The organism is Streptomyces sp. NBC_00683, assembly GCF_036226745.1.
Taxonomy (GTDB): domain Bacteria; phylum Actinomycetota; class Actinomycetes; order Streptomycetales; family Streptomycetaceae; genus Streptomyces.
Genome location: NZ_CP109013.1, coordinates 1 through 19,567, shown reverse-complemented (window position 1 = coordinate 19,567; position 19,567 = coordinate 1). Strand labels below are relative to the sequence as shown.

The 19,567-nt window shown below is 67.4% G+C and carries 15 protein-coding genes and 2 pseudogenes; 10 read left to right on the top strand and 7 right to left on the bottom strand.

Annotated features, from left to right (window positions below):
* Nucleotides 1–569 precede the first annotated feature (569 nt).
* Nucleotides 570–1,526 carry an RNA polymerase sigma factor SigJ gene (gene sigJ / locus OG257_RS00090; protein WP_329203825.1) on the bottom strand — a complete coding sequence of 319 codons (957 nt, stop codon included), beginning with the start codon at nucleotides 1,524–1,526 and terminating at the stop codon, nucleotides 570–572.
* Nucleotides 1,527–1,676: 150 nt separating this feature from the next.
* Between sigJ and OG257_RS00085 the strand changes: the two genes are divergently transcribed.
* Complete coding sequence (locus tag OG257_RS00085) at nucleotides 1,677–2,852, top strand: LUD domain-containing protein (RefSeq protein WP_329203823.1); 1,176 nt, start codon at nucleotides 1,677–1,679, stop codon at nucleotides 2,850–2,852.
* A gap of 188 nt (nucleotides 2,853–3,040) precedes the next feature.
* A pseudogene (locus OG257_RS00080) lies at nucleotides 3,041–3,328 on the top strand (transposase); the annotation flags it as partial.
* Nucleotides 3,329–3,390: 62 nt separating this feature from the next.
* On the opposite strand, the gene OG257_RS00075 reads toward OG257_RS00080, so the two are convergent.
* Nucleotides 3,391–4,608: a CoA transferase gene (locus OG257_RS00075; protein ID WP_329214832.1), complete on the bottom strand. Its 1,218-nt coding sequence runs from the start codon at nucleotides 4,606–4,608 to the stop codon at nucleotides 3,391–3,393.
* 566 nt (nucleotides 4,609–5,174) lie between these two features.
* On the opposite strand from OG257_RS00075, the gene OG257_RS00070 reads away from it, so the two are divergent.
* The 3 genes from OG257_RS00070 (at nucleotide 5,175) to OG257_RS00060 (ending at nucleotide 7,480) form a co-directional block, all read left to right on the top strand.
* Entirely contained in the window at nucleotides 5,175–5,429 is a 255-nt protein-coding gene (locus OG257_RS00070; RefSeq protein ID WP_329203821.1) for a hypothetical protein, read from the top strand.
* Complete coding sequence (locus tag OG257_RS00065; RefSeq protein ID WP_329203819.1) at nucleotides 5,426–5,977, top strand: trypsin-like serine peptidase; 552 nt, start codon at nucleotides 5,426–5,428, stop codon at nucleotides 5,975–5,977. The genes OG257_RS00070 and OG257_RS00065 overlap by 4 nt, the downstream gene beginning before the upstream one ends.
* A gap of 507 nt (nucleotides 5,978–6,484) precedes the next feature.
* Nucleotides 6,485–7,480 (top strand): hypothetical protein, encoded by a 996-nt coding sequence (locus tag OG257_RS00060; RefSeq protein ID WP_329203817.1) that lies wholly within the window; start codon nucleotides 6,485–6,487, stop codon nucleotides 7,478–7,480.
* 202 nt (nucleotides 7,481–7,682) lie between these two features.
* Here OG257_RS00060 and OG257_RS00055 read toward each other — a convergent pair whose 3' ends face one another.
* The 4 genes from OG257_RS00055 to OG257_RS00040 form a co-directional block, all read right to left on the bottom strand.
* Nucleotides 7,683–9,197 carry an APC family permease gene (locus OG257_RS00055; RefSeq protein WP_329203815.1) on the bottom strand — a complete coding sequence of 505 codons (1,515 nt, stop codon included), beginning with the start codon at nucleotides 9,195–9,197 and terminating at the stop codon, nucleotides 7,683–7,685.
* 520 nt (nucleotides 9,198–9,717) lie between these two features.
* Nucleotides 9,718–10,266, bottom strand: coding sequence for a DUF4262 domain-containing protein (locus OG257_RS00050; protein WP_329203813.1), 549 nt, complete (start codon nucleotides 10,264–10,266; stop codon nucleotides 9,718–9,720).
* A gap of 354 nt (nucleotides 10,267–10,620) precedes the next feature.
* Nucleotides 10,621–11,115, bottom strand: a complete 495-nt coding sequence (locus tag OG257_RS00045) for an NUDIX hydrolase (RefSeq protein ID WP_329203811.1) — start codon at nucleotides 11,113–11,115, stop codon at nucleotides 10,621–10,623.
* A gap of 455 nt (nucleotides 11,116–11,570) precedes the next feature.
* Complete coding sequence (locus OG257_RS00040; protein WP_329203809.1) at nucleotides 11,571–12,074, bottom strand: GNAT family N-acetyltransferase; 504 nt, start codon at nucleotides 12,072–12,074, stop codon at nucleotides 11,571–11,573.
* Nucleotides 12,075–12,729: 655 nt separating this feature from the next.
* On the opposite strand from OG257_RS00040, the pseudogene OG257_RS37170 reads away from it, so the two are divergent.
* From OG257_RS37170 to OG257_RS00020, 3 genes and pseudogenes are all read left to right on the top strand, one after another.
* Nucleotides 12,730–13,927, top strand: a pseudogene (locus tag OG257_RS37170) (hypothetical protein); the annotation flags it as partial.
* Between the two features lie 116 nt (nucleotides 13,928–14,043).
* Nucleotides 14,044–14,511, top strand: a complete 468-nt coding sequence (locus OG257_RS00025) for an HIT family protein (protein ID WP_329203807.1) — start codon at nucleotides 14,044–14,046, stop codon at nucleotides 14,509–14,511.
* A 55-nt stretch (nucleotides 14,512–14,566) separates the two neighbouring features.
* Complete coding sequence (locus tag OG257_RS00020; protein WP_329203805.1) at nucleotides 14,567–15,160, top strand: hypothetical protein; 594 nt, start codon at nucleotides 14,567–14,569, stop codon at nucleotides 15,158–15,160.
* 316 nt (nucleotides 15,161–15,476) lie between these two features.
* On the opposite strand, the gene OG257_RS00015 is transcribed toward OG257_RS00020, so the two are convergent.
* Complete coding sequence (locus OG257_RS00015; RefSeq protein WP_329203803.1) at nucleotides 15,477–16,415, bottom strand: SMI1/KNR4 family protein; 939 nt, start codon at nucleotides 16,413–16,415, stop codon at nucleotides 15,477–15,479.
* Between the two features lie 612 nt (nucleotides 16,416–17,027).
* Here OG257_RS00015 and OG257_RS00010 point away from each other — a divergent pair.
* On the top strand, nucleotides 17,028–18,377 hold the full coding sequence (locus tag OG257_RS00010; RefSeq protein WP_329203801.1) for a helix-turn-helix domain-containing protein: 1,350 nt from the start codon (nucleotides 17,028–17,030) through the stop codon (nucleotides 18,375–18,377).
* 3 nt (nucleotides 18,378–18,380) lie between these two features.
* Complete coding sequence (locus tag OG257_RS00005) at nucleotides 18,381–18,968, top strand: hypothetical protein (protein WP_329203799.1); 588 nt, start codon at nucleotides 18,381–18,383, stop codon at nucleotides 18,966–18,968.
* Nucleotides 18,969–19,567: the final 599 nt, after the last annotated feature.

Here is a 19,567-nt window from a genome sequence, read left to right as displayed (position 1 = left end):
CCGGATCCAGCCCCTGGGCTCCGCCACGGCCAAGAATGTGGCAGGCCGTGCGGTCGGGGCACACGGCGGGCGGGAAGAAGCGGACGGCACGCCGGTCCACAGAAACGACACCCGTGCGGCCCGCCGGCCTGAGCTGTACCGGGCGCCGGTCATGGAGCTTTCTGCTGCCGGTGGCAGGACACCTCGGATGATGTCGTGGCCGAAGACGGGCAACGGCCCGCCGCACCGGGCCCGCGCCCGGACCACCCGACCGGTCGGCAGGAGTGTCGGGCTGCTTGAGGGACGGCTCGGACGCCGTCTCCTTCGGCTTCGGTACGGGCGAAAGGGCTACGGAGCACTCCCAGACGCAGGACCGTCACCGGCCTGCAAAACCACCGGGGGCACAGCCTGGGTGAACGGCAGGGCCGGTCGCAGAGTGCGAGACATGGGCTCGGGTGCGGGGGCGGGTGCGGGGGCGGGTGCGGGCTGGTGCCGGTCACGACCCGGCCGCTGAGGTGTGTCCGGACCGCTTCCGCTTTGCCGGGGTCGGAGCGGCTCAGCTGCTTTGCCGGGGTCGGGGTTGGAGTGGCTTAGTTGTTCTGCCAGGGGTGGAGCTTTTCGGGGTTGCGTACCGCCCAGATGTGCCTGATCCGGTCGCCTGTGATCTCGAACGCGAACACGGTCACGATGCTGCCGTCCTGCCGGGCCATCAAGCCGGGCAGGCCGTTGACCGAGCATTCCAGGAATGTTGTGCGGTCGCCCGTTACACGCGCGATCTCGGCGTAGGCACGTGCGATCTGCTCACCGCCCACGATCGGGTGGAGATGGGTGACGGCCAGCCCGCCGCCGTCGGCGGTCGCGGTGGCGTCGGGATCGAGCAGGCCGATCAGGGCGTCGATGTCCTTGGCCTCCCACGCCGTTTTGAACTGCCTGACGATGCCGGCCCGCCCGGCACCCGGGCCGTTCGGGTTCTGTGGGCTCTGTGGGCTTTGCGCGGTACGGATGCGGCGGCGGGCGGACGAGGCCAGCTGGCGGCACGCCGCCGGAGTGCGGCCGACGATCTCGGCGACCTCGCCGAAGGGGTAGCGGAAGACGTCGTGCAGGACGAACGCGACGCGCTCGGCGGGGGTCATCGAATCCAGGACGACCAGGAACGCCATCGTCACCGACTCGTCGAGGGTGACCCGGTCGGCCGGGTCGATCGAGCTGGCCCCCGGGCGCCCGGTGACCGACCCGGTGGGCCCGGGCAGCGGTTCCGGGATCCACTCGCCCACGTAGTTCTCCCGCCTGGCCCGTGCCGAGCCGAGCAGGTTCAGACAGATCCGGCCGGTGACCGTCATCATCCAGGCGCCGGGCGACTCGATGGCCCGCTGCTCGGGTACGGACATGGCGTACCAGCGGGCGTAGGTCTCCTGCACGACGTCCTCGGCGTCGGCAAGGGACCCCCGGAGCCGGTAGGCGAGGTTGATCAGCCGGCGCCGCTCGCTCATGATCGCGCTGAGGTTCGGATCGCTCCGGTCGTCGCCCAACCCGGCTCTGGTGGTCATGCTCGGCCCTCTTCCTCGCTCGGTTCTGTGCCTCTACCCGGTACGACAGGACAGCCCTGCGCAATGTGAGGCCGACGCGCCGCCTCACATTCCCGACGGCTGTCGTGTCGTACCGGTGAGGACGACAACGAGAGGGAGAGGGAGAGGCCGATGAACGCCTTCCAGACCATCGCGGACCGTGTCGAGATCGAGGCACTGCGCGGCGAGTTCACCGACGCGGCGATGATGCGCGACCGGACCCGCCTGGCGTCGCTGTTCACACCGGACGGTGCCCTGCGCATGCCCAACATCCCCATCGAGCTGGTCGGCCGCGAGGAGATCCGCACCGGGGGCGAGCGGCTGCAGGACCAGTGGGACTTCTTCGTGCAGACCACACACCCCGGCACGGTCCTGCTCGACGGCGACACCGCGACCGGCCGCGCCTACATCCAGGAACTCGCGCGCACCCTCGACGGACGCCAGGGCCTGAACTACGCCGTCTACCACGACCGCTACCAACGCACCCTCGAGGGCTGGAAGTTCACCGAGCGCGTGTACGAAGTCAGGTACCTCGACACCTCCCCGCTGGCAGGCACGGCGCCCCACACCACCCAGGACCCCACGACCACCCCGGCAGACACCACGACACCCCCGGCAGACACGACAGCCACCCCGACCACCCCGGCTCCGACCACCCCGGCTCCGACCACCCTGGCCCCGGCCACCCTGGCCCCGGCCGCATCCTTCACCGCCCCGGCACCTGCCGAACAACTCAACCGGGCAGCCGCCGCGCTGCGCACAGGCGGCTTCACCGTCGAGATCCTCGACGACGCCGCATCCGCGCGCATCCGCATCAAGGCCCTGGTCCCCGAGGGCGCCAGCGTGCTCACCGGAGCCAGCGAAACCCTCCGGCTGTCGGGCATCGACGAAGACATCAACGCCGGCGGCCACTACGACGCCATCAGGCCACGCATCCTCACCATCGACCGGGCCACCGGCGCCGACGAGATCCGAAAGCTGGCCGCCGTCCCCGACTTCGTCATCAACAGCGTCGCCGCGGTCACCGAGACCGGCTCACTCGTCCTCGCCTCGGGCAGCGGCAGCCAACTCCCCGCCAACGCGGGCGGCGCCGCCCACGCGGTCTGGATCATCGGCGCGCAGAAAGTGGTACCCGACCTCAGTACCGCGCTGCGCCGCGTCCAAGAGCACGCACTGCCGCTGGAGAACGCCCGCGCCCAGGCGGCGTACGGGATGCCCAGCGCCGTCAACCGCCTGCTCATCCTCAACGCGGAACCCCGCCCGGGACGCGGCACCGTGCTGCTCCTGCGAGAAGCCATCGGCTACTGACACCGGCTACAGCCCCCGCTCCGGGGCCGGTTCGGCTCAACGGGCCAAGAGGCCAGTCATGGACGCCGGCGATCCGGCCGGTGGCTTCGCAGGGGACTGGTGCGCTGGTCGTACCGCCCCGTCCTGCCCCGTACCGCCCCGCCCCGCCCGGCCCCGCCGCGCCCCGCGCCTGGCCTGTGCCGCTGGGACTGGACGCTTTGACCAGGCATGTTCGTGCCTTCGCCCAGATGCTCACTCAGCTCCAGGGTGGTCGACTCCGCGAATGGATGGCGGCGGTCCGAACCGACGACTTGCCCAGCATGCACACCTTCGTCAACGGCCTTGAACGTGATCTCGACGCCGTCATCGCGGGTCTCACCCTGCCCTGGAACTCGGGGATCGTCGAAGGCCATGTCAACCGGATCAAAATGATCAAGCGTCAGATGTACGGCCGAGCCGGCTTCTCACTCCTCCGGAAACGGGTCCTCCTGGCGTGAAGGGGGTCCAGCCAAGGTGAGACCAAAAGCCACAACGGCTCGGCCGTGCCTCTTGCTCCCGTTCAGGCCCAGTTCGGCAGATCGGTACCCCACCGGGTCGGGGCACGGTTCCAGTTCGCGGGTGCGCCGTCGTAGTGGACCGGGGCCAGGGCATGACGCAGCAGACCGTAGGGCGATTCGGTCTCGGTGAGCCAGGATCTGGGGTCGTAGAGGTCGGCTTCGCCCTGCCCGGAGGTGGGGTGGATATCGTGCAGCAGCCAGGAGGCCGTTCCTGCCAGGGAAAGGCGAAGATGCCGTCCGCCGCCAGTGGTCTGACGGTCGCTCAGTGCACGTAGGACGGCGGCGGCGAGCAGGTACCCGGTTCCGTGGTCCAGCGCCTGTGCGGGCAGCACACCGGGGCGGCCGTCGGCCGTGGCCTCGATTGCGGCGATACCGGTACCGGCTTGGACCAGGCTGTCGAAGCCGCGACGCTCGGCCCAGGTGCCGGACCACCCCCAGGCACACAGTTGGGCCACGATGAGACCCGGGTACCGGTCCATGAGCACGTCTGGGGTCAGTCCGTGCCGGTCCAGGGAGCCGGGGCGGTAGCCGGTCACCACGACGTCCGCCTGGCTGAGAAGGTCCTCGAAGGCGTGCCGGTCACCGGGGCTGCTGAGGTCCAGCAACGTGGAGCGTTTACCCATGCCGGTGTCGGTGTGAGTATCTGGGTCCTCGGGGAGTTGGGGGGCGTCCACGCGCAGCACGTCGGCGCCCAGCAGCGCCAGTGTGCGTGTGGCGACGGGGCCGGCGAGGACGCGGGTCAGGTCCAGGACCCGCACGTCCTGGGCCGGTACGGATGCGGGCGCCAGCAGTCGAGGGCTGCTCTGACCCACGTGCCGCGTCTCGACCAGGGCGGGTCCGGCCGCAGCGGGCGCGGAAGCCACGGCCACGGCAAGGCCGCCCGCCGCGTAGACGCTCTCCTGGACCTCCCCGGCCGGTCGCGATGCCAGCTCCTTCGAGAGCACACCCACCAGCACCTGGTCCCCTCCTGTGTCTGCGATATCCAGGGCGCTGAGCAGCCGGGCACGATGGTGCGGGTAGTTGGCGTGGGTGCGAACCCAGCCGTCGGCCGCCTGCCAGAACCCGGACAGCGGGGCGAAAGACGTCGGGGCCCGGCCGGCGATTCGCAGGTGGCGTTCGCTGACGAACGCGGTGGCCACCGCCGCCTCGTTCACCCGCACTGCGGGCACCGGCACGCGGTTGCGCAGCGCCAGCAGTTCCGCCGCTGCCAGCGAGGCCACTCCGACGCTGGCCCGCGCCAGTTCCCTCACCGGCAGACGCGACGGCAGGACAGCACCCGCCCCCTCGAAGGACACGCTCTGAACCAGTCGGCTCCGGCCCCCCAGGGCCGCCCAGGCGTGTGCGGTGGCCGCATCCTCCGTATACGTCATCCGCTCATTGTGCGACACCACCAGGATGACGCTGCTGGCCGGCATCTTGGCTGCCCCCTGAAGGATCACGCAACGTAATCGACCACAGAAATTGATCCAGAACCCGTTCTCGTGTGCAGAGCCAGGACACCCTTACTCGTGCTGTTCATAGATGCAGTCTTCTCGTGCCGGGGCGACGGTGGGCGAACTTGTGAAGCCCTTGCTTGGGGATGGGCTGGTGGTGCAAGATCCGTCAGCCGCCAGGTCACGGGGATCAGGGGCTTGACTTCTTGACCTGCGGGGTTTTTGTGGCTGGTGCGGACAGACCGATGAATCTGCTGGGCAGCGGCAGGGGGAAGAGACTCGCGTGGGCCGGTGCGGTCGCGGTTGTACTGATCACGCTAGGAACGATCGGCCACAGCCACAGGAGTGTTGGTGTGTCGACGGCCGGGCCGGAGATCGTTTTTCATGACGCAGCGGTCACGAAACAGGATCGCAGGCTGGTGGAGACGTACTGGACCGGCACGGGCATCGCGGACGTGGCCCACGAAGACGCCATTGGCGACCACGTGCAGCCCGAATGGACGGAGGGCGGTGTCACCGCCCGTACTGTCGGCCGCCTGTATGCCCAGAACGCAGGAGGCGACTTGGGCGCCTGCACGGCGACTGTGGTCGGCACCCGCACACGGTGATAACCGCCGCGCACTGCGTCAGAACATCGGAGGCCGGAGAGCCCGCCCGGTCGGCGACGTGGGACCAGCAGCTCTACTTCGTGCCTGGCTACCACGACGGCAAGAGCCCCTACGGCGGCTTCACTGTGCGCCGGGTGCGGATGGCCGAGGAGTGGCAGGACGAGGGCCTGGACGTCGCCGTGCTGGAGATGAACCCAGGCGACGACGGACGGACCATTTCCGAAGTGACCGGCGTCCAGCGGATCTCGTTCACGGCTGAATCGGGTACGCGCACCCACTTCTTCGGCTACCCGTACACGAACCGGCTCCTGCACTGCGAAGGCGACAGTGGGCGTGACTACCGCGGTAGTGCCCTGCTGCGGATCCCCTGCGTCATGGGCGTCGGGTCGAGCGGGGGCCCCTACATCGTCGACCTCGACGCGGCCGAGGCCGGCAGTGTCGTCGCGGTGAACATCAGTGGCGACGAGACCGTCAGTTACGGAACATCCCTAGGCTCGTTCGCCCGACGCCTCTACGCGCAATCTGAGAACTGCTCGCGAGATTGTTGAGCGATGCCGCCGGGAGCGTGCAGTTCCTACACCGCAGAAGACGGGAAATTGCGCAGGGGCAGGCAGGTTCTGTGGTGCGCGACGCTTAGCCGGCCCAGACGATAGGGAAGCCCCCGGCCGCTGGCCCTGGGGGTTCTTCATGGAGCGGGTGACGAGAATCGAACTCGCGCTCTGAGTTTGGGAATCACGGGGACTTGGGTACCTGAAGCCTGCTTGACCTGTGACAACGGTCCTGTCTGTGGCTAATGGCGGCTTGCCGTTGTGACCGTGGTTGACCGATGTTCCCTGCCCTATCTGGTGCGCATGTGGTGCGGCAGCCACTGTCGCGAAAGTCGCAGTGGTCGGCGTAAGGGACGGCCAGGCTCAGTAGGTCAGGACAGGGCCAGCGAGGCGGACCGGACGCGGCGCCCTGCCGGACCCGGGCAGGGACGGCGGAGACACGCTGCCGGAGCTGGCCTCTAGCTCACCTGCAGGCGCCGTGCGAGGCTGACGGTGGGGGATGACGACATGAAGCACATACCTTTCTTTCGCTGGGTTCTGACGGCCGGTTTCATGCTCTTCGCGTGCTCGGCGGGGCTGTACGCGATCGAGTCGGGGCCGGAGCTGCCCGCGACGCGCCAGATCGACATGGCGGTGGTCGATGAGAAGGCTGACGGCACCTGCCGGGTCCGGTGGAGCGACCCGTACGAGAAGAAGACGCGGGAGGGGCCGTACCACTGCGACGCCGGCCGGAGCGACAGCCTCAAGGCGCCGAACTACCCGGACAGCCGGGGCTACGGCTGGGCGTCCGGGTTCATGTTCACGAAAGGGCCGAACCGGGGGGACCTGTACGATTTCGAAGCCTTCTCGGAGGAGGACTTCACCACCTCGGACACCCTCCTGCTACTGGGGGTACTGCTCATCCTGATCGGGCTGGTCGGCGGCAACCTCCGCGCCCTCCCCCGGGTCCTTGGCGTGGAGGCGCGGCTCGTGCGTCGCGCGACCCGGCTGGCCCAGGCTGCCAGGTGGGCAGCCGAGGACTACGCGCGGGCGGTGGACGCGGTGCGGGACGCCGGGCGCCACGGGTCGCTCGACGCGGCACCTGACCCCGAACTGGTCCGCTCCCTTTGGGTTCTGCGGGAGGCCGGGCCGCAGCCACACAGGGCGGCGGCGGACGCCCGGGACCTCGCGAACCGGCTGCGCCCGCTGCTTAGGGAGGCGGCCCCCGCCGCCGGGCTGCGGAACAGGCTCCAGGCCGGACCGGCCGCCCGGGCCGACGCCGAGGCGGCGGTCATCGAGCTGCGCCGGCTGCTGGCCGACGCCGAACGGCACGGCCTGTGGGAGCGGTTCGCGCAGGCATCGGTCGACCTGCTCCGGGGGCAGGACACCGACCGGGCCGCCCTCGCGGCCGGGACGGACTTCGAGCGGGACCCGGACGCCTACCGACGGCTCCTGGAGGGCCTCGCGCCTCTCGAGGCGGCGGCCCGGACAGAGCCTCTCCGACGCCGCCGTCGGCGTTACTGACCGTCTACCCGGAACTGGCCCCGTACGGACGGCACTCGTATCAAATCCAGCCCCGACCACCGACGCAGCCGCCTCCCGGCTCGCAACCCTCAGTCGCTGCTGCACGAAATCTGAGCCAGAACCCGTTCTCGTGGACAAAGCCACCGAGCCGCGCGAACAGAGTCCGGCAGGCCGTTCCGGGGAGAGGCGGCGCTTCCCGGTGTCAGTCCTTGAGGCCGGCGGGGTCGGTGGTGTCGGTGAAGGAGTCTCCCTCACCCGGTTCCGTCTCCAGGACCTGGCGGTTGAGCCTCAGCATCACGATGAAGAACAGGCCGCCCAGGAACAGGAGGCCCACGACGATCACGACGGAGACGAACGCCTCTTCGGGGGCCACCAGCACGAACAACGCGATGAGTGTCCATACCAGGGCGCAGACCGCGACCGGCAGCTCGAACCGTCCGAGATCGAAAGCACCCTTCTTACGGCTCAGGCGCCCGCGTACCGCCAGGTAGAGCACGATCGTGGAACCGTAGGTCACCGCGGGCAGGATCGTCGATGCAGTGACCAGCTCCAGCAGCGCGGACCCCGGCAGCGCGATCATCAGGACGAGACCGAGGACGAAGACCAGCACCGTTGCCGGGATCGGCGTCCTCGTACGGGGGTTCACCCGCCGCATCAGGCGGTGGGCAGGAAAACGCCCGTCGCGCGCCATGGCGAAGACGAGGCGCGAGCACGCGACCATCACCACGATCCCGGCGCCGAAGAACGCGACGGTGATGGCGGTCAGCAGGATCTTCTCCGTCACCGGACCGAGGTGGTCACGCATGATCGCAGCGACCGGCGACCCGTCGGCGCTGACACGGGGGATGTCGTCGATAGCGACCGTCAGCGTGATCAGGAACAGCATTCCAAGGACACCGGCCGCCACCACCGATCCCACGATCGCGCGGGGAACCGTGCGGAACGGATCCTTGGCCTCCTCGGCCAGATTCGCCGCCGAGTCGAAACCGACGAGTGTCGCGAGCCCCATGATCATCGCAAGCATCAACCCGCCGCCGACCGCGAAGTAGTCGGGAGCGTCCTCGACGACACCGCGCGAGGTGAGGTTGCCCACCGAGCCGTCGCCCGTGACCGCCACAGCGATGACAAGTGCGACCGCCACCACCACGACCAGCGCCAGCTCGAGCCCCACCGCGACACTGTTGATCAGGCTGACGATACGTGTGGAGGCCACGGCCAGCACGGTCTGGACCAGCAGCACCACGAGTGTGATCAGACGCGCGGTGCCCTCGTCCGGCTCAACCCCGGCGAGCGGCATGAACGCCTGGCTCGCCAGCGCATTGTCCACCGCCACCACACCGATCGCCAGGTAACAGAAGGTCAGCCAGCCGAACCACCAGCCGATCTTCGGACTGGCCAGCCGCGAGGCCCATTGATACGAGGAACCGCTGAGCGGGATACGGGCCGCGAACTGCGCGACCACCAGCGCCACCAGCGTCTGACCCACCGCAGCGACGATCCACAACCAGATCCCGACCGGCCCGGCAGTCAGCAGCACCTCGTCGAATGTCGCGAAGATACCCACCGCCACCGAGATGAACGCGAACGAGATCGCGAACACCTGGAAGGAGCCGAGCGTCCGCTTCAACTCCTGCCGGTAGCCACCCGCCTCCACGGCCCCCGCATCGCCCTGGGTACCGGACGAGGACTCCACCACCGCGGTCACCTCACCTTCCATGGCCCTTCAGTGCCGCGGCCACGGCAGGCAAAGACCGATCAGTGCACCAATTCCACCATCTTCCACACCTTTGCCCCCGCCCGGCTCACACCATTACCCGTACGAATGCCAACCCGCCCCCACCACGCCGCCGTCGCGGACACCGTCGACCGGCACCGGCCCGGTCAGCCGGCGCCACCTCCCCCCGGCTCGAACGAACGATGTGCCCAACCAGACGGTGCGGCGCTACGCCCCCTACCGGAACCCGGAGATCCTCACGGCCCCGGCCGAGCCCCACTGGAAGCACTCCACGCGAGAGCGGCCTTCCTCCCCAGCACAGTAGGACCTCCGCGGCCCGCCACCCTGCCGCCCCCAAACCCCCGCCCAGGTCCACACGAGGGCCCTCAGCCACCACGACACGACCACTGGCCGCAGCTGGGCCGACCGCTGTCCGAGCGCGCCGGCGCTGCAGCGCCCACAGAAATGATCTTGCTTCAGTAGCTTTCGCGACGGTGTTGCTCCATCGCTGGTCGGCACGGGGTCACAGTTCGGTCGACCAGACCCCGACAGGGTGCTCAGCCGGTGGCAGCCACAACTGAGGCTGCGACTCCCGATACCTCTCCTCAGCCTGTTCCTCCCAGTGGAAGCGGCCATCCGCGTCGGGCCACGCAACTTGCAGCACAGGGAAAGGAGGCCGCCGGTAGAATCCGATGGCCTGCCCGAAGAAGGTCCGGTACCAGCGAAGATCGACCTGTCTGAGCGCGACTTGGTGACCGTCGACAACGTCAGGATGCCTCTGGCCATCAGTCAGTACAGAGCTCGCGGCGGACTTCGCTCCGAGGCTGTTGAGCATGCGGTGCATGGCATGGATATCGAGTCCGAACATGGCGAGTTCAGGCGCGCCGTGAGTGTGCGCGAGGCCGATCGTGTAGGCGCATCCAGGACCGATGTCGTCCTCGGGGACCATCACGACGTGCCATCCGTGCTGCTGCACATTCTCGATGATCGTCAGATCCACGCGGTCCGCTTCGTCCCGGTCACCGTAGTCATGACAGAGGACACAGCGGCACTGGAACGGATCATCAAGCATGTGCGGAGGCTACGAGGTGAGCGTTTGAGTCCGGCAGTCGGGGTTCACGGCCACCCTCTCAATCGAACAACATCGTCACCTTCGGCGACCGCTCCCCAAGAGCTGTGCCAGAACCCAATTCTCGTCAACAATCCGGAGTGAGCTGATCACCGGCAGCCGCCCGGAACTCGCGCACAAGTGCTGTCACGAGACAGGTTCTGGCACACATTCCGCGAACGATATTCATGGTCCTGCGTCAGGGTGAGGAGCGAGGCGCGCCACCTGCACCGATCGAAGACTGCAAGGCCCCGGATTGGTGAACGAGTTCTGGCCCAGCCCCGTGCATTGGAAGATGTGCCTTCCGCGGTCCGTTGCCTAGCCGGCAACGGTGATCGGCCGAGCTGGTGAGCCGTCCGCTATGAGTGCACCGAGCAGCGATGGAAGCCCCGCCGGTCTCAGCAAGTCCGTCGTGGTGGCCAGTTCCTCGGCGGTCCACCATCGGTGTCCTGTGATGGCGGCTCTCTCCACTTCCTCGAACCCAGAGGTGTCGACCGTGAAGGAAGGCACCCGGGCCAGGTAGTAGCGCTGGCGGACTTCGTAAGTGATGCCGTCTCGGGTCGTGGTCCAAGGACGCCCGCGCCAGACTTCGGGGCCCAGGTCGACATTGGCCAACCCAGTCTCCTCCCGCAGCTCGCGCAAGGCCGCCTGCTCATGGGTCTCGCCCGGCCCCAGCCCACCGCCCACGGTGAACCAGCGCAGAGAGCCGTCCGTCTGGTTCCTGGCGGAGAAGAGCAGCAGGCGATCGGCATCGTCCAGCAACACCACACGCGCGCTCAGGCGGAGCGGGAGCCTCTCGTCCGGTATCGTCACCGCGCCAGACTAGAGGCCCGAATCACCTCGCCAGCACGGTGGTCACGCCGGATCGCCGCAGACAGCCCTACATCTGCGGCATGACCAGCACCTTTCACCTGGAACATCTCGACGTTGCCCTGGCAGGAACCGGAGTGCTGTCAAAACTCAGGTTCGGGGCACATTCCGTGAATGACCTTGCCGGCCCTGCGTCGAGGTGAGGAGCCAGGCGCGCTACCGGCACGGATCGCAGTCTGCACGAGCCCGACGACGTGAACTCGGGAGCGTTCACGAAATGTGTGCCAGAACCACGAGACATCAACGTAGCCAGCCAGCCACCACCCCCGACAAGCCGCAGGCCAGACACGAAGATCACGACCTGCACCCGGACCACCAACCGACCCCGGCACGCCCGGCGCTCCGCCGCAACGCACTCGATCACCCTGAGCACGAAGCCCCGGCAGCACACTCCCGCGTCACAGCAACGAGCGTGTCAGCCAGACCACTTCACCGTTCTCCTCCATGGAAACGTGATCCCGCACGAACCCGACCTTCTCAAGGACACGGAGCGACGGCGTGTTCCACACACCGACCGTCGACCACAGCCGCTTCCGCCCGGTCGCCGCAGCGGCATCGAGCACCGCGCCGGCCGCCTCGGTGGCATAGCCACGCCCATGAGCACGCTGGAACAGCTCATACGCGATTTCAGGCTCCTCCACAGTGGAGCGGCCGATGATCAGCCCGCAGTAGCCGATGAAGTCGCCCTCGTCACGGCGCTGGATGGGCAACAGGGCGATCCCCGTGGTCGCCGTCGCGGTGAGCAGCTCCGCGATGGACGTCCGGATGTGCTCAACCGTGGGGGTTCCCTTGCCGCGTTCGGAGAGGAGGGCGCAGAACTCAGCGGCGTCCGACTCGGCCCACGGCCGCAGTATCAGCCGCTCAGTCTCCAGGTGGAACGGCATCGTCGCGAACGTAGTCATGCTCCCACTTTGCCCCACGCATCATCACGAACCACAGCCGGAGGAGCAACGGCGAGCAGAGCCACCGACCCGAAAACCTCGGCACACGACCCTGCTGAGACCGGCGGCTGATACAGGGGCGCTGTTGAGCAGGTGGCCGCTCCCGGTACCGAGGTCGATGTGCCTGAGTGCGGAACCCGTCACCCGACAACTGCCCCGACTCCGTCCTCCTGGCTTAGTCCACGAGAACGAGTTCCGGCTCAGATTCCGTGACATCGCCACGGTGAGTGACAGTTGGCCGTCGTGCGGCCCTTCGGGAAGTCGCCCGAAATCGACCAGCGGCGATCTCGAGTGGCTGACAGTCCGGGTCCGTGGAAGAGATGGTGCTCCGGCTGGAGGAGCTGCTGTTCCCGCCGACCGCGGACAGTGTCGGTGCTGGCGGTGGGCGTGATGAACAAGACGGCACGGACCGAGGCCTGTAGTACTACGGGCGGCTCGGCCTGTCCGGGTCGCGGAAGCTGGCCCACCCGGGTCCAAAGCTCCTACCAGCGGTTTCCACCAGACGCCTAGCGCGGGGCTGCGGGTGCTGCTCTGTCTGCACAGCCAGTGGACCGAGCGCCTGCGATCAACGCTGGCAGCGGTGGGCCTCACGCTCGCTGGCCGGGCGCGTGCACGGATGGCCAGCGTCTTCGAGGTGTCCGTCAGCCGCAGCACCGTGCTGCGCCTGGTCGCGGCACTGCCCGAACCGGACTCACCAGCGCCGCAAGTGGTCGTCGTCGATGAGAACGCGACTCGCAAAGGCCGTCATTACGGCACGTTACTGGTCGACGTCGAGACCCGGCGACCCGCGGACCTGCTGCCCGACCGGGAGGCGTCGAGCCTGGCGGCTTGGCTGGCCGAGCCGCCAGGCATCGAGGTGGCCTGTAGGGACCGGGCGCCGTATTTCGCCGAGGGCGCCACCATTGGGGCGCCCAAGACGGTGCAGGTCGCTGATCGCTGGGCATCTGCGGAACAACCTTGGCGAAGCCGCCGAGCGGTGCGTTGCAGACCACCGCGGCCGTCTACTGAACAGGGCGCCCGAGCCACCCGGGCAGGTCCAGGAGCAGAACCCACGAACCTGGCTCCCCGTGCCGACCGGCCACCGGTTCGGCCGACCGGAACAAGAGCCAATCAGCCGCCGTTCACGCGCTGCTGGCCGACGGCCACAGCCGCCGCGCGATCCAACGCCGGCTCGGCACGACCTACCGCACCGTCAAGCTCCTCGCTGACGCTGCCACCCCGGAAGACCTCTTCCACGGCCAGGGGCAGGGCCGCCCCTCGGTCTTGGATAAGTTCAAGCCTTATCTGGACGACCGCTGGAACCATGGCTGCACCAACGCCTGGAAGGTATGGGAGGAGATCGTGCCACTCGGCTACACCGGTAGCTACCAGTGAGTTCGCGCCTCCTTCCGCGCCAAGCGTCTCTCGGCAGTCCCGCTCCCCGCGTCCCCGCCATCGCCGCGCACCGTCGTCGGCTGGATACTGAGGCATCCCGACTCTCTCACCGAGGTGGAACAGCTCCGCCTCAAGGCCGTCTTGGCCCACTGTCCCGATCTGGATGCGCTCACCGGACAGGCCCGGTCCTTCGCCCAGATTCTCACCGAGCGCCAGGGCCACCGGCTCCCTGAGTGGCTCGACGCGGTCCGCCGAGACGACCTGCCCGGCCTCCATACCCTCGCCGCAGGCATCGACCGAGACCGCGACGTCGTCATCGGCGGCCTCTCGCCCTGCCCAGGAACTCCGGCGTCGTGGAGGGACACGTCAACCGAATCATGATGTTCAAGCGCCAGATGATCGGACGTGCCGGGTTCCAGCTCTTTCGGAAGAGAGTTCTCCTGGCGTGACTGGGTGACTGGGTGACTGGGTGACTGGGTGACTGGGTGACTGGTGACAGGCGACTGGTGACTGAGGCCGACAGGCGTTTCGAGAGACAGTTCTACGATCTCAGTTCATGACGACTCCCGACTGCTACACATGCAGCAAGGAAGCAGATTTCGACAACCTCCCACCACGCGAGTGCGTGGTATATGACCAGCACTGGCGGGTGGCCCACGCCTTCAACACCGCAGTGCCCGGCTGGCTGGTGCTGCTGCCTCGGCGCCACGTTGCCGCGGTTCATGACCTCACCAACGCTGAGGCATCTGCCCTAGGGGTGTGGCAGGTCAAGCTTTCCCGGGCTCTCCAGAGCCTGACTGGTTGTGCCAAGACCTACGTCATCCAATTCGCCGAAGCCGAAGGCTTCGCGCACGTGCACTTCCATATCGTTCCGCGCATGGCAGATCTACAACCAGAGCATCGTGGGCCGGGCATTTTCGAGCTGCTTCGGCGACCGGAGCAGGAGCGAGTAACGGCTGACCGGGCAGACCAAATAGCCCACTCGCTCCGAGCTCAACTTCATGGGCACCCGAACGCTCAGTAACCAGATCACGGAATCCGAGCTCGACCCTCGACACAGACAGCCCAAGGGAGAAGAGTTGACCACCGAGTACCAGCAGAAGCGGCGCGAGCGCTATATCGCCGCCACCGTCATGCCTGCCCCACAACCGTGGCAGCCGGTGCTGGACCACAGGACCCCCATCGGAGGTCTGCTCGGCATCGGCTTCGCCGTCCATCCCGACAGCGGGCACGACCTCGTCATGGTCGTGTCCAGCGACGGGCACGGACTCTTCGACGCGGTCACGGGCGAGAAGATCGCCCGCGACAGGGACCCAGACCCCGACACCAGCACTCCGGACGCGTCGCCGGAGCTCACCTGCCCCGGGCTCGGCCCTGTCGAAGGCGGGCCGGTGCGTATCGCCGGGCTCTTCGGCGGCGGCCTGCACAGCACCACACCGGACGGCTGGACCCTGGACGTCGTCAGCCCCGAGTGGCCCCACGACCGCGTCATCCTCTCCGCCGACGGCGGGTCCCACACAGGGCCGGCGGGAGGGACATGGTGGCACGTCTTCCACTCCGAGTACTCAGAACTCCGCGCAGCCGGCTTCTCGCCCTCCGGCCTGACCCTGGCGGTCGCCACCAGCAGCGACCTCACCCTCTGGACCCGGCCCGAACTCCACTTTGACGACTGAGCAGACAGCAGGACAGCGGGACAACGGGCGAAGGGGACGGCAGACGGACAGGGCAGAACCCGCAGGGACGCCGGGAGGCCAGACAAGGGCCTACGCACCTGCCAGAGCGGCGCTTACCGACGGAGGCGAGTTCGTCGGACGGGACGACAGCATTCCCCAGCCGCCAGCTTGCCCACGCCTACGCGGCACGCCTCCGACGGACGAGGAGACGAGGTACGGAGACTCCAGCGTTGCCATCCACCGTCGACACCCTCACCCGGCTCGAAGCCGCCTCGGCCAGGATCGGCTGCATCTCCTCAACCTGTCCGCCCCCACGTCAGCCCGCGAACCGCTCCCACAGGGCAGCCTCATCCGCGGCGAGCGGCGGCCCCCACACCAGCCTGCCGCCGATCAGCCCCGGCAGGCGGCCGGTGGCCAGGTGCGGATTCTCCAGCTTGTCGGCCGTCTCCTCCAGCAGCATGCTCAACGTCTGGTCCCCGACAGTCCGCACGGACGTGTCGTCCCAGTGCCCGACCTTGCCCGTCTCGGCGTCGACGAACAGGCCATAGCTCGTGTCGGTCACCGACCATGAACAGAACGGAATCCATGACGGCTTCCACACCATCGCATCGCCAACGCCCCACCCGCCTCCTAGCTCCCGCTGGTTCTCCCCATGCCACCGGTAGGACGTAGCCACCGTGCCCAGCGGCATCAACGCCCAGCCGTAGTCGGGCATCACACCCGCCCCCGGGGTGTCTTTGCCCCCCGCGCACAGCAGCCACAACGCCCGCAGCTCCACGGATACACACACCCCAAGTGAATGCTCCAGCGCGGCAATCTCGTACGTGGACGCGCCCGGCAGCAGCGCCGCATGGGTAGCGGGCGCGTGCTGCTCAAGCCAGCTGGTGACCCGCCGCCATGCCTCGGTCACCTGCCGCGCGGCGATCTGCTGCAGGCGGGGATCCGGCATGGCCGCGGGAGCCTGCTCGTCGCCGGCGTCGGGAAGCGGCCCGGTCGCCTCGATGTCCCGGATCTCGATCCGGTCTACGTCCAGCAGGGGCGGACCGTAGGCGTAACGCACGATCAGGGGCGGGCACGCATCGAAGGTGTCGCTGTCGATCGTCGCCGCGTACAGGCCGAGCCTGCCGGCGCGCTCGCCGAGGCGTGGATCGCCGGCCAACTGCCGGGCCAGGGTCTTGACCGCATACAGGACACCGTCGCCGAGCTCCGTGCAGCGAGCGCGTATGCGGTCGGGCAGGTCAACACTGACGGTCACTGGGAAGCGTGCTCCTTGCGTAGGACTCGGGCTTACCGCTGGGTGCGTTCGGCCGTTTCCCACAGGGTGCGTTGCTGCGCCTCGTGGAGTGATGAGCTCGAGGAGGTATTCCTGGAGGGACTCGCCGGTCTGCGCGGCGCGCACCTTGAGACCGGTCATGGTTTCATCCAGAATGTTATGGATCGTAACGGAGTCAGCAGCACAGGCGACGAGGGATGCGTGGACTACAGCCTCGTGATCGCCGCTGCCCAGGCCGCAGGACCGTGCCAGCCCGGCGAGGAAGCCTCCTGGGCCGCAGCGTACAAACCCTCACGGTCGACCTGCACATGATTGCCAAGCAGGCCAAGCAGACCGTGCAGGACGTCGACCGGCTGGAGAGCGCCAAGACGTTCGTATCGCTTTCCTGGAAAAGGTCGAGATCGAGGGGACCAGCGGCCGAGGCCTGCTGACCCTGCGGCTGCCGTCCGGCGACGCGGAGCCCGTGACTGAAGCGATTGCTTCATAGGGCGCCAGCGTCTCCGTCTAGCGATGGGCAAAGTTGCGACACCCGCTCACGGCATGCGAATCTCGCATTGAATATGCGGAAACCGCATCCCCTATTAGTATGTGTTCATGCCGATGAGCACCGAAGAAATGCTGCGAGTGACAGTCACCGCCATCGCACACCGCACCGGTGAACAACAGTCAGACCTCGCAGCAGCCCTCGGGCTGACGCAAAGCCAGATCAGCCGCAGGCAGCATGGAAGGGCCGCATGGACCCTCCAGGACTGTGACCGCCTCGCCGCCCACTGGGGCATGCCCGTACTCGACCTCCTCGCAGGGCCCACACACGCCCTGGCGAAACTGCACGCCGACCGGGTCACGACCCACGCAACGCAGACCCTCATCCCGATCGACACCCCGCCACCCACAGCCCCCCCGACCCCAGAGCCCGAACCCGCTCCCGCCGAGCCGGCCGAAACCCCGGCACCCACAACGCCCGGCCCACCGGCCGCACCAAAACGCGTCACCGCACCCGCCGGCCCACTGGCCGACCAGATCCGCAAGCGCGTCAAACAGGAACTCGCCGCGCACGGAGGAGACCTGGAGACAACGCGGGCCACGCTCATCAAACGAGCAGTGCCCGACGTGATGGCACTCTTCGCAGCCTCCCGGGTCGGCGGCCGCTACGAACACTCCGAATTCCCCCCCACCGCCGACATCCTCAAAAAAACCTCACAGAAAGGAGCAGACCAAATCTGGGAAGGCCGACCCAAGTGGCGCTCCGAGGACCTGTACCGCGCAGCACGAAGCGGACACGTCACGATCGAGGTGACAGTCCTCGACATGAACGCGGCCTACCTCTCCGCACTCAAAGCGTGGCTACCGATCGGCAAACTCGTCCACACCGAGGGCCACCCGCACGACCCCAAGCGCTCCGGAGTCCACCGAGTCACCCCCGCACCATGGAACGAACCAGATCTCCCCTCCCCACTCGGCGCACGAAAAGAGCCGGGACCCCTATGGATCACCGAACCCACCCTCCGCCTCCTGCTGCGCTGCGCAAAACTCGGGTTCTGCGAAGCGCCCGTCATTCACGAATCACTGACATCCGGCGCATCCGAAGGACTCCTCGAAAAAATGCGCCGCGCACTCACCGAAGTACGCCGGGAAGCTACAACCCAGAACGACGAACTAACCACCGAATACGTGAAATCCATGTATTCTAAGTTCGTGTCCACCATCGGCGAAAGCAGCGCGAATCGCGAAATCCGGCGCCCAGACTGGATGCACATCATCCGCTCCCAAGCCTTCGCGAACCTATGGCTGAAAGCCTATAAGGCACACACCGCCGGACTGACAGTGGTTCAAATCTCCGGAACCGACGAACTCCACATCGCCGGGGACTGGCAGCAGGTGTTCCCCGAAGGCCGCGACCTCGCCCAGGTCAAAGCCAAGTCCCTTTACACACTGGGGGAGTAGGCCATGACCGGAGCAACAGACCTGTGGGGCGAGTGGCAAAAACACGGCGCCCAGGGAATCAGCGGAGCCCAAGCCCTCGCCGCCGAACTCGACCGCATCGCCCGCGAAGGCGGAATCACCTCACCCGTCACCACCAAACGAGGCCTCTCCGCCCGCCTGCGCTACCTCTCCAGCAGCGCAGGCCGCGAAGTCCTGCGCTCACACGGCATCAGCGCACGCCTGCTGCGCTCCTGGCAGAACGGGGCACGCCCCAGCCGACGCAAGCTCGAAGCGGTCGACCGCGCATACCAGGAGCGGCGCCGGCACAACCTCGTCCGCTCCGGCGCCCTGAAGCGGCTCCTGGACAACGAAGGACGCGGCCGGCGCATCGAGGTCTATCCCGTCGACCAGTCACGGGTACCCGAGCAGTACCGCAGGCCCAACCTCAGCGAACGCTCGGTACAAGCCCGTTACGTCTGGGACGACATGGTCGAAGCCTGGGCCAAGCGCGACCTCGAAACGTTGGACGAAATCTGGGACGACATCATCACCGACCTCGACTCCGACTATGCGGCTTACGCATATGTGGGTTCCATCGGAGTCGGCGCGTGAAACTCGCACAGGGCTGACGCATAAATACTGTGGCTTTCCAGTCATCGGAAGGCCATTATTTTCAACTTTGCGTCGGTGATCGGGCGGAGGCAGACGGTGTACCCGTCCTTATCGAGGTCGATCCTTCATCGAGTACGGATACCGGACACGCCCAAAGGCCGGAAACCCTATTTGGAGGAACGATGCTGCGCCACCGAATGCATTTTCCGCATCTGTCCGCGTGGAATTCGGCTCCCTTTGCCGTACCTCTCTTGCTCCACCGGGAAACGTACCTCCGGAGGAGGTAACGGTCCTTGAAGAGCAGGAAATTGACGATACGTCAGACGCGGAACCACGCTGCGCGGCACGAACCAGCGGTGGGATTGGACCGCGGACACTGAAATTGAGAATGAACACAAGATCACCAGTAACACCCGACAGAGCAAATCGAACAGATGACCCGTCACCCTTGCTTGTAGCCAGCCAAGGGCCGGCCGGAGGCCGGACCTTTGGGCCGAAGGCCCAGCCTCATCACCGAAGGTGATGAGGCATCAGGGCCGGAGGCCCTTGAGGGCGCGGAGCGCCCGGAGTCTTTGACGGCCCGTAGGGCCGTCGCGTCA